The following is an 8,480-nucleotide window of genomic DNA, read 5'->3' on the forward strand; positions in this document are numbered from 1 at the left end:
ATCAAGAACGCGCGCAAGCTGCCCCAGGAACTGTACAAGTCATTGACCTGGGATCGAGGCAAGGAAATGGCAGCACACAAGCGCTTCACGATGGCTACCGACATCCAGGTCTTCTTCTGCGATCCGCAAAGCCCTTGGCAGCGTGGAAGCAATGAGAACACGAACGGGCTGCTCAGACAGTACATGCCGAAGGGCGTCGACATCTCTGGCTACTCACAGCTACAGCTCAACGCGATTGCGAGACAATTGAACCAGAGGCCACGCAAGACGCTTGGCTTCAAGACGCCCGCTGAGATGTTCAGCGAAACTGTTGCATCGACCGGTTGAATCCGCCGCTGATTGCTGCCGTTGGCAGGTGTTTGGCGAATAGGTACTATCGGCCAAAAGCGGTCCTCCGATTGCTAAAGTTCGATAACACGGAATTTCATTGATGGACCTTGGACGGGTTGAGTACTTTCTGAACCAATACTCTCGGATGACCGACGAAGAGTTGGCGACGCTCGTAGTTACGCGGCGGGGCGTCATGGTTGAAGAAGCCGTTGAAGCACTGCAGCGCGTACTGGACCGCCGGGACGTTTCGGCATTCGTAGGCGAAATCAATGCGACGGTCGTTGACCTGAAAGCGCAGGCGGCAGGATATGAGCAGGAGCGAGAACGCCAAAGGGCCGTAAATCGTCAAATCCCGCGTGCCCTGCTCATTGTTGCCGCCGCTGCGATAGCTATCTTTTCAGTTGCTGCGATTTTTAGGTCGATGACTTAAGCAAAAGGCGCCATTAAGACACTCTAGCCGCATGCGGTATTTGACGACAACCGGCCAGAAGCGGCTATTGAAGAATAATGAATACGCCAATTAATGAGCTCATAAAGCAGTTGCACTCGATGGTGCAGACAACCTATGCCACGGAGCGACAGACCGGCTTCTTACGGTTGGACGCCCTTAGATCGGACGCAACATTCTGGGTCGCCAAGCAATTGGCGAATGGCGCTTCTATTGAGTTGCTAAATTCATCACCCGCATGGCTCTCAGATGAGCTTTACGACTGGGTTGCAATGTTTCGGCGGGACGGAGGCTTCGGGTTCGTCTCAAACCTGGGTGAAGTTGATCACTCAGTTCTCTTTGCGATAGTTGCGGGCAGGTTGCCGGAGAAACCCGTCTGACATGTCTGCTTTGGGTCCCTGGTTAGCCGCACCTAATACGGCAGAATACGGCCAGAACCGGACATCTTGAAATAGCGGCTGTTAGGTAAGATTTTGAGAGGAAGGGTGCCGTAGATTGGCTAAAAAGTTGTCGATAACATTGGCATTGCTGGCGTGCATCATTTTCGTCGTCGCTTTCGCGGGACGGAGAGTGGTGCAGAGTTCATCAGTTTTCGAAAAAGCACGGTATCAAGTAAAAAATCAATTTAGTTTGTCCTCGGATGAGCTATCCATGCCACTGTTTAAGCCCTTTAACTTTTCAGAGGGTGATGCCAAAGGTCAGGCGGCATTCTTCTTGTGTAAGGAAGGGGGCAACTGTTTTCATGTGCAGGCGACAAAAGATCGCGCAGGTTGGAGTATCAACTCTGTCACCATAAGATAGTTCTGATGAACAGGACAAACCTGGCTGCATTCGGCCAGAAGGAGACATTCATGAACCCCGCGTACCGGCGACCCACGCGAGCAGTTTTGTTTGTGCTTGCGCCAGTGATGCTTTTCGTCGCTGCGTATGGCCTACTCTGGGGGATGTCTTCCTCGTCTCTCGCATTCGTGGAATGCTCTGGGACCTATGGCCTGTTTGCATCGAATGCTCGCTGCCGACAACCAGCTTTCGCCGCGGTGATGTTTTACGGTGGCTTGGTGCTCGCGGTGGTTGCGTCAACAGCCGTCTGGAAGCTAAGACGGTGACGCGATTAGGTCTGGACAAGGCAGAATGCGGCCAAGAGCGGACACTCAGAAAAAACTTCGATTCATCCCCATCCATCGAAATGAACCAACACGACACCGGACAGCTAAGCCCGCTAAACCGCTATCAAGGTGCTCTGCTGGGTCTGGCTGCTGGCGATGCGGTCGGAACGGCAGTCGAATTCAGTCCCCGGGGTTCGTTTGAGCCAGTGACGGACATGATTGGCGGAGGGCCGTTTCATCTGAAGCCAGGGGAGTGGACCGATGACACGTCCATGGCGCTTTGCCTCGCAGCCAGCTTAATTCACGTCGAAGGCTTCGACCCACGTGACCAGATGAATCGCTATTGCAATTGGCGCAATGTTGGTTACCTAAGTAGCACCGGCGAATGCTTCGATATCGGTATTACTGTCTCGACGGCGCTGAACAGTTACCTAGCGAGTGGTGAACCATTTGCGGGAACACCGGACCCGCATACTGCTGGGAATGGCGCTCTTATGCGCCTGGCCCCAATTCCGATGTTCTATTGCGCAGACGAGCGAGAGACTTGGCGTTACGCTGGCGAAAGCACAAGGACCACGCACGGTTCGCAAGAAGCCATCGAGTGCTCTCGGTTGTTTGCTTTACAGCTGCGGGCCGCGCTGTCTGGTGCGAGCAAGGTAGACATTCTTGACGTTAAACCGTTTGAGCCGTTAAGTGCAAAAGTGCGCGCAATTGCAGCTGGAGAGTATCGAGCTAAGCCACGCGACCTAATTAGAGGGACAGGCTACTGTGTTGACTCCCTTGAAGCAGCTTTGTGGTGTTTTGTGCAAACATCGTCCTTTAAGGACGCCATATTGCTTGCGACCAATTTGGGGGATGACGCTGACACCACGGCCGCGATTTGCGGGCAGCTTGCAGGGGCTTTTTATGGTGTGCAGGGCATTCCCCAAACGTGGCGCGACAAGCTCACGATGGTTTCCGATATGACTGAGATGGCTGACAAGTTACTCAAATTATCTGAAACTCGTGGAGTCGATGCCCAATGAGCACGACTTCCAAGCTTCAGCTGTCGGCCAGAACCAGCCGTTCACGGCCGCCGCCAAATGTGACTATGCGACGCTTTGAAGTTCTTTCCAAACAGTTTGTTATCGGAACCACCGACTTAGAGTCAGGAGACCCCCCGATGGGGGTTGCTTTTGGACGGTTCTATCCAGAGCCAGCATATGCGGCGGTGCGAGAGCGCGTGATTGCAACCTCAGGCGCGACCCCTGACGACCTTGAGCTTCAAGTCCGAGTGGTCGGTGGCAAGACGCTCAAGTCAAGCGGCGGAGTCGGGATGGTCGACTACTCAAAAGATGTAGGCGACGAAGGAATCGAGGTCAGCGTTCTGGGTATTGAAGAGCCCTCCTACGATGACCTGTTTCCTGGCCGATATCAAGCCTACGAAGACCAAATTCGCAGGCGGAGCTAGTGACTAGATAACCCTGAACTAAAAGCACCGACCGCGTAGACTTCAGCGGGCCACTCTCGGCCAAGAGCTGCCTGTGGCGCCAGTCGAGGGCTTGCAGCATGGGCATGGCCAGGTGGGTGGTGTGATGTGTATAGAAAGCGCAGATTTCTATACATGTTAGCCCGCACGTGCATAGAAAACGCGGTTTTTTATACATATCCGCCAAAGCGTGGCGTGGGACGCCATGCTTTGCCTTATGTATGAAATCAGCCTCTAGCGCTTATAAAACCAGCGCAAACAGCTATTTAAAAAATAGCAATCGATGTTTTATGCGCACGCCTCTTCCAGCAGCGCTTCGGCCTGCGGCAACCGCAACTGGCCGGAGATCAGGCGTGGGAGCAGGGTGTCGCGGAGGGTGGGCACCTCTCAGCTCGTTGCTAGCCGCGTGGAGGCGTTTGCATATCCGGCAGAATGCGGCCACAGGCAGTCATTGAACTGAAACGACTATTTAAACGATGAGCTACGCTTTACATATATGGGATGGGTCGGTCCCTGCAAGCTTTGAAGGCGCGTGCGATGCCTTCAATGAGTTGTCGGCGGCATCATCGGGGGCATCACCCAATCCCAGGTATGTGGAGGCTGCGAAAGCTCTGATGGCTATGTATCCTTGCTCATCCTCCTTCGACGAGTCGACTGACGATGAGGTTTGGAGCGAAAGCCCAATTACCCCCACGACGGGAAGTCCGATGTGGGGTGTCGCGTTTCTGACGCAACACAGTAAAGACGTGTTGCCCTTCGTCGTGTCAGTGTCGAACGACCTCGGGCTAATCGTATTTGACCCGCAACTCGGCAAGGTTTATGTGCCTGGCGGCCGTGTGCTAGGGCATGACGACGGGCCTCTATTCACGATGAAAGCTTACAAGCCGTGGTGGAAGGTCTGGTAAACCTGCGGGCTCATTGGTCTATTCGCTACAGTCGCCGCTGGCGTTCAGCTGGAGCTGGACCGTGTGAGGCAGAATTCGGCCAAGAGCGGTCGCGATGAGAAGTACAAGGGGAAATTTCACAGTGGCAGGATTTTCAGTTCCGCAAGATTTCCCCTTAGGCGAACTGGTAACCCAAGAGCTGACGAACGTCTCCATCGGACGTCACTATGTACGCCTGCTGTTTACGTGCCGTGATACCAGCGTGGCCGGGATGCTCAAGGCCAAAGCTGGAGCAGCGATAGAAATTGAGGCGGGCTTTCGGCTGCAGACTAGCCTGGGGCGGACAATCATTGCCGAAAACTCTGATATTGCGACAGGGGCTGCGGCCCTAACGCAGCTATTAGGACAGACAATTGTCTCGGTCGACCGTCGCCCCAATAATGAGCTATCTCTGGTTTTCTCTAGTCAGTCCGTGCTTCTTTTGACCATTGATGAGCATGGATTCGAGTCCTATCATCTCCACGTCGGCGGACAGTCCGTGGATATAACCAAAGAGTTTTGAACGTCTGTTTCGGGCTCATTGGAGCTGCCGCGCATGAGGCAGAATCCGGCCAACAGCGGACCTAGGCACCTCATGGATTATTCGCTCGCTCCTAAAATTCTTCCCGGACTGCCTGGAGTGGGCCCTCATCCACGCCAATTCAGCGCGACCGGGCTGGGCATGCATAGCGAGGGTTTGGTCGTGGAATTTGGCTCAACTGAAAGCTGGTGCTGGATAGGCAATTTCCAGCCAGGAATGACAAACTTTTCGGCCGTCTATGCCGACGTCGAGTCGCTTGAGGCAAACGTGTTCGCTGGCGGCCAAGGCTATAGAGTCAACGTGGAGACCGGTGAACTGCTTGCTGAGTTTGGCGGTGACATCGAGTCCGTTGTAGAGATTCCGAACGGTGAGGCTCTGCTGCTTTGCAGTCCCACGGACTTTGAACTTCATCGAAGAGCCGGAGGCGTCATTTGGCGCTCCCGCCGCGTTTCTTGGGATGGCTTCCGCAACCTGTCTGTTCATGGAAACGAACTGAAAGGTGAAGCGTGGATGTTCGACGACACCTGGCACCCTTTCACGGTTGTACTTGAAAGTGGCGTGGTTGAAGGCGGCTCTTACTATGAGGTCCGGCAGGAATGAAGAAATGTGTGCCGGCGATGCCAATAGTTAGCTTGCACCGGCGTCTGCTACGGGCTCGAATGAACCAACCAGCCTTTCGGCTACAGTCGGCCAGAAGCGGACGCTGGATTACTCGTGGACAGGTGGTATCTCGGACGCTCCACCGCGAAATCGCCGCCAGGCCTTGCTGAGGCGTGCACTGGAGCACATACGAGCTGATCGACGAGGCGCTCGACGAGCAGCGGCGGTCCGATGAATGGCTAAGGCATGATCAATCTCAAGCAGAAGACAACTTTGAAAGCAACCTTTTCCAACTACCTTATGGCGGCCTGCCTGTTGGCATCGCCTCCGTCTTTTGCGCAACCCACACCTCTGACGCCGCTTCCCCGCGACCAGCTTCAGACGATGGCGGCGGTGTTCGGAATGATCAATTCCGACCTAGTCAAGGACACGGATCCTGCGGCCCTCATCATTGCCGGCGTGCGAGGCATCGTCCGGGAAGCAGACCCTGACTCCGGCGCGTACCTCGATCCAAAGGAGTTCGACGTATTCAAGAACGGCTCAACCGAGCCCGAGGTGACGTCGGGCCTGCAGCTCGAAAAGCGCGATGGCCGCATCGTCCTGCAGCCTATGCTGGGTGGATCAGCGCTGGTGGCCGGCGTTCTCTGGGGCGACGTTCTCTATGCCGTCGACGGCAAACGGGTCGCGAACATGGAGCCCCATCAGGTCGCTGCGCTTCTGGCGGGACCGCAGGGTTCCAGCTTCTCCGTCACGGTATTTCGTGAATCGACCCTAACGGTGTTGACGCTACCGGTGGAACGGCGCCCCACGGTGAGCATCAAGCCCAGCGTGACGGCGGTCGCCCCGGGTGTAGCCCTCCTCAAGGTGCCGCGATATCGCAATGACACCCTGCAGGACACGGCAGCGGCGCTCAAGGAAGCCTGGCAGCAAGACCCGTTCCGCCGCGGCCTAATCCTCGATCTGCGCCGCTCACCTGGTGGTCTGCTGAGCGGGGCCATCGGCTTGGCTTCGCTGTTCTTGCCTGAGGACGCGGTGGTGGCTTCGACGCACGGCAGGCTGCCGGCATCCAACGCCAAATACAAGGCGGCGCCAGCGTTCTACACCGGCCGCAATGAACCTGATCCGTTTGCAGGCCTGTCGGCCGAGCTGCGCGCCGTTCCTTTGGCGGTGCTTATCGACGCAAGCACGATGTCCGGCGCGGAGATCGTGGCGGCCGCGCTCAAAGACCATCGCCGGGCCACCTTGCTTGGCCAGAAAACATGGGGCAGTGGCAGCATCCAGACGGTGCGTCCCCTGAGCCCGACCGACGCACTCAAGATCACGACGGCCTACTGGTTCTCACCAAACGGCGCTCGCCTCCACGGCGCGGGCGTGATGCCCGACGTGATACTCGCCAATCCCGGCTCTGACTCCGCGGTGCAGGATGCCGTGGCGGCACTTTCGGCGAGCCGCCAAGCCCCTTGAAACCATCGTCAGACCGCACATGTCGCTCACGCCACTTCAACTCAAAAACGCATGCTCGGAATTTTTCAGGGAAATCGAGTGATTCCACGCGTTTCCCGCCGAGACAGTGATACGCACGATGCGCAGTATGCCATTCGAGATTTCATACTGAACGCGAGGAACGTCGTAAGTTAGATCTGACGGGAAACACTGTCTCCGAACGCCGCGTCACTTACCTGCAGCGATTTTCGAGCGTTCACACCTTGAGGCTAGGCTAGTCCGTAGCAATAAGCCAGCACCTAAAATACTTAAGAGATGAACTTCCGTCTGGGCGGTCTAATCGTTCATTCCAGCGGACGCTATAGGGCGCCGCTGAATTTCGACGTTGACCGCTGTCGGCCAGAAGCAGTCAATGGAGCCGACCGTTCAGCTCGCGTTCGACGAAGCTACAAAAGGTAATGGATAGGGGAGCTGAAAATTGGTTGGCTACTCCCAATCACAAGCAAAGCTCCAATAAACTCAATGAGGTAAAGAGGAGTATTGCCTTGTGGACCCCAATAACTCCCCAGCAAGATTAATAGCTGAGTGCCTATCACCGTCCCCCAGACGGGGAACGACAGGAAAAGGAGGGTTCTCATTCGTAGTTCTATTTCCGCTTCTGGCCGTACCCAGTCCGCCAGCGTGAATGTTCGGACCTCACAGGTATTTTGCCCATGTTGTACCAGCGTACCCCAGCGCCCCAGCCACGACCACCGACAACGCAAGGCCTTCGCCGGGCCACTGCCACAACAATCCGAGGCAAGCGCCAGCAGCGGCGCTGAGCACGATACGTAGCAGGGGGCGGCCCGGCGTTCTCTCGCCAGGCAACGCATCAAATGCCAATATTGAACCGAACATAAAGCCGAAGCACGCGAAGCTGGCAACGTACTTGGCACCATCGCCACTCGGTCCGCGACGAAATAATGCTTCCAACCCGCCGACCACCGCAAACAGGATTGCACAGCAGACCGAGACTACAAGACCGACGCGGACAGAAGCTTTGTTTCTCATGAAGTCCAGTTTGGATAGGCTGTCTCAAGTAGTGGTCAAGTGACAAGACTGCACGCCATTGCCGCTACCAAGCCGAATGTCGGCTCCTGGCCGACTGTAGCCTAACTGGACGAATGCGTATCCGAGCTTATTGCGGAACTCACCGACTCCTTCCTTCGTCGATATTCTGAAATATCAATGTCCCCGTCGATTAGAGCCTGGACATCTAGATTCGGGTGAACTGGGTAGATTTTTTCTTTCGCGAGCAAACGAACTGCCCTCCAATCTCGCAGGGCTAAAACGCTCCCCAGAACGCCTACGAAAACTATGAGCTCAACAGGCGAACCGACCAAAATCAGACTGAGATTGAGACCCCAAAGTAAGACAGCGAAGACACTGTTTGAGCGAACGCGTTTAAGTGTTGTGCGTTTACCTTGTCCATTTGGGAACATACAAAAAAAGTCCTAGTGAGAGAATCTCGCGAAAGTCTGGTTGTGGCGGCGGATTCAACCGGTCGATGCAACAGTTTCGCTGAACATCTCAGCGGGCGTCTTGAAGCCAAGCGTCTTGCGTGGCCTCTGGTTCAATTGTC

10 protein-coding genes are annotated in these 8,480 nt (G+C 55.6%); 9 read left to right on the plus strand and 1 reads right to left on the minus strand.

The window, feature by feature from the left end; genetic code table 11:
* The 9 genes from BLT66_RS26205 to BLT66_RS26245 all read left to right on the plus strand — a co-directional run.
* A partial coding sequence (locus tag BLT66_RS26205; RefSeq protein ID WP_143029315.1) for an IS30 family transposase occupies positions 1-327 on the plus strand: 327 nt, incomplete at its 5' end.
* A 148-nt stretch (positions 328-475) separates the two neighbouring features.
* Positions 476-760 (plus strand): hypothetical protein, encoded by a 285-nt coding sequence (locus tag BLT66_RS26210; protein WP_143029316.1) that lies wholly within the window; start codon positions 476-478, stop codon positions 758-760.
* A 77-nt stretch (positions 761-837) separates the two neighbouring features.
* Positions 838-1,158, plus strand: coding sequence for a hypothetical protein (locus BLT66_RS26920; protein WP_092762893.1), 321 nt, complete (start codon positions 838-840; stop codon positions 1,156-1,158).
* A 593-nt stretch (positions 1,159-1,751) separates the two neighbouring features.
* Positions 1,752-2,909 (plus strand): ADP-ribosylglycohydrolase family protein, encoded by a 1,158-nt coding sequence (locus BLT66_RS26220; protein WP_369821643.1) that lies wholly within the window; start codon positions 1,752-1,754, stop codon positions 2,907-2,909.
* On the plus strand, positions 2,906-3,334 hold the full coding sequence (locus tag BLT66_RS26225) for a hypothetical protein (protein ID WP_176955180.1): 429 nt from the start codon (positions 2,906-2,908) through the stop codon (positions 3,332-3,334). Before BLT66_RS26220 ends, BLT66_RS26225 begins: the two co-directional genes overlap by 4 nt.
* 494 nt (positions 3,335-3,828) lie before the next feature.
* Positions 3,829-4,257, plus strand: coding sequence for a hypothetical protein (locus BLT66_RS26925; protein WP_176955181.1), 429 nt, complete (start codon positions 3,829-3,831; stop codon positions 4,255-4,257).
* A 121-nt stretch (positions 4,258-4,378) separates the two neighbouring features.
* The gene (locus BLT66_RS26235) at positions 4,379-4,798 is read left to right on the plus strand and encodes a DUF6188 family protein (RefSeq protein ID WP_092762901.1); all 420 of its coding nucleotides are present in this window, start codon (positions 4,379-4,381) and stop codon (positions 4,796-4,798) included.
* A 72-nt stretch (positions 4,799-4,870) separates the two neighbouring features.
* Positions 4,871-5,416: a hypothetical protein gene (locus tag BLT66_RS26240; protein ID WP_143029318.1), complete on the plus strand. Its 546-nt coding sequence runs from the start codon at positions 4,871-4,873 to the stop codon at positions 5,414-5,416.
* Positions 5,417-5,662: 246 nt separating this feature from the next.
* Positions 5,663-6,880, plus strand: coding sequence for a S41 family peptidase (locus BLT66_RS26245; RefSeq protein WP_092762905.1), 1,218 nt, complete (start codon positions 5,663-5,665; stop codon positions 6,878-6,880).
* Between the two features lie 675 nt (positions 6,881-7,555).
* Here BLT66_RS26245 and BLT66_RS26250 read toward each other — a convergent pair.
* Entirely contained in the window at positions 7,556-7,909 is a 354-nt protein-coding gene (locus BLT66_RS26250) for a hypothetical protein (protein WP_092762907.1), read from the minus strand.
* Between the last annotated feature and the right edge of the window lie 571 nt (positions 7,910-8,480).

The organism is Rhodoferax sp. OV413 (genome assembly GCF_900104385.1).
In the GTDB taxonomy this organism is placed as follows: domain Bacteria; phylum Pseudomonadota; class Gammaproteobacteria; order Burkholderiales; family Burkholderiaceae_C; genus Rhodoferax_B.